The 1,335-nt window shown below is 25.9% G+C and carries 3 protein-coding genes; all 3 read right to left on the bottom strand.

Going from position 1 to position 1,335, the window contains the following annotated elements:
• On the bottom strand, nt 1-377 hold a 377-nt coding region (locus tag HGB55_RS14995; protein WP_168817878.1), incomplete at its 3' end, for a protein-export chaperone SecB.
• 1 nt (nt 378) lies between these two features.
• On the bottom strand, nt 379-600 hold the full coding sequence (locus HGB55_RS14990; RefSeq protein ID WP_168817877.1) for a hypothetical protein: 222 nt from the start codon (nt 598-600) through the stop codon (nt 379-381).
• A 1-nt stretch (nt 601) separates the two neighbouring features.
• Nucleotides 602-1,165, bottom strand: coding sequence for a hypothetical protein (locus tag HGB55_RS14985; RefSeq protein WP_168817875.1), 564 nt, complete (start codon nt 1,163-1,165; stop codon nt 602-604).
• Nucleotides 1,166-1,335 lie beyond the last annotated feature (170 nt).

Genomic DNA, 1,335 nt, shown 5'->3' with positions numbered 1-1,335 from the left:
TCTTCTTTAGATAAAGCCACAAAGTTTATTGAAGGTAAAATTCTAGGTTCAAATCCAGATTGCAAAGTTAAATTTGAAATATAAGCTCTTAAATAAGGAAACGCTATTGCTGGAGCATTAATTTTAGGAAAATCAGAAAACTTAAATTCTTCTGTAATTTCATCATCTAGACTAAATACAAAAGCAGATTCAAAATTTAAATCAAAATCTTTATCTTTTAAGTCAATTTCAAAAATTACGACAAAGCTCTTTTTATCTTCTTCTGGAAATACTTGACCCTTTTTAATTCCAAAAGAACTTTCTTCCCTATTTTGATTATCCCTCAATAATTCAAAATTTAGACGTTGAACTTTCCAGTTTTGTAATTGTATTTTCATTTTAAGCTGCTAAAGGAAGATTACTATCATCCGTAGAATCGTAACTTTGATCTGTACTTGATGTATAAATATCTACATTCAAATTATCCATCATTGTATTAGAAATTTCAAAACCAAAATCTTCTACAAAACCATATTTAAGAGAAATTTCATATAATTCTTCAGCTGATATATTATCAAAATAATTATCTATTCTTTCTTTTATTTCTTTATTAAGTTTCATCTTATTCAATCTCGTTAGTTAAAACTAATTCCTTGCTCTTAATATTTTTAGCTGGCAAATATACAGAACATATTGTACAATTTGAAGTTCTTCTGTCAAAATTTGACATTCTCTCTTTTGTAAATTTAATATAAAAATTCCCTTTTGAGACCTCAATTGGCAAAATATTTTCATTTCGAGCAAAATTAATTACCAATCCATCAATATGATTAAATCTCTTTTTTAATTTAGAAATCTTATCTGAATGTTTCTCAATTATATAATCTAGAATTTCTAATCCTTCGTCTATTGTTAAGTCTAAAAAATTTTCTTCCTCTACTTCAATTTCTGATTTTATAATTGATAAGCTACTGTATGTTAGCTTTTTATTTAGATTATCCCAAGATTGAGCTATTGCCCACTTTTGAGCTTGTTCGATTGGTTTTTTGCTCAAACCTTCAATGAAAAAATAAACTCCATCACCCAACCACTCATCATCTCCATAAGACAATTTATAATCTGTTGTTATTATTTCTTTTGCTTTTTGATAACTTGTACCGTGAAATCCTTGAATCTCAATTTTCATAGTAAAATTTAATGATACGAATATACTAAAATAAAATACTACAGCTAACAATGCATAACCAAAATTGTTTCATTTATTAAAATAAAATGTTTCTTAATTTAAATTTTATTAGTTTTATAAAACGAAAAATTGCGATAACCAAAACACAACTTTGGTTATTCTAACCCGTT

The sequence above is a fragment of the Lutibacter sp. B1 genome, assembly GCF_012524075.1.
In the GTDB taxonomy this organism is placed as follows: domain Bacteria; phylum Bacteroidota; class Bacteroidia; order Flavobacteriales; family Flavobacteriaceae; genus Lutibacter.
Note: the sequence above shows the minus strand (reverse complement) of the source record. Positions and strands in the feature narration are given on the sequence as shown.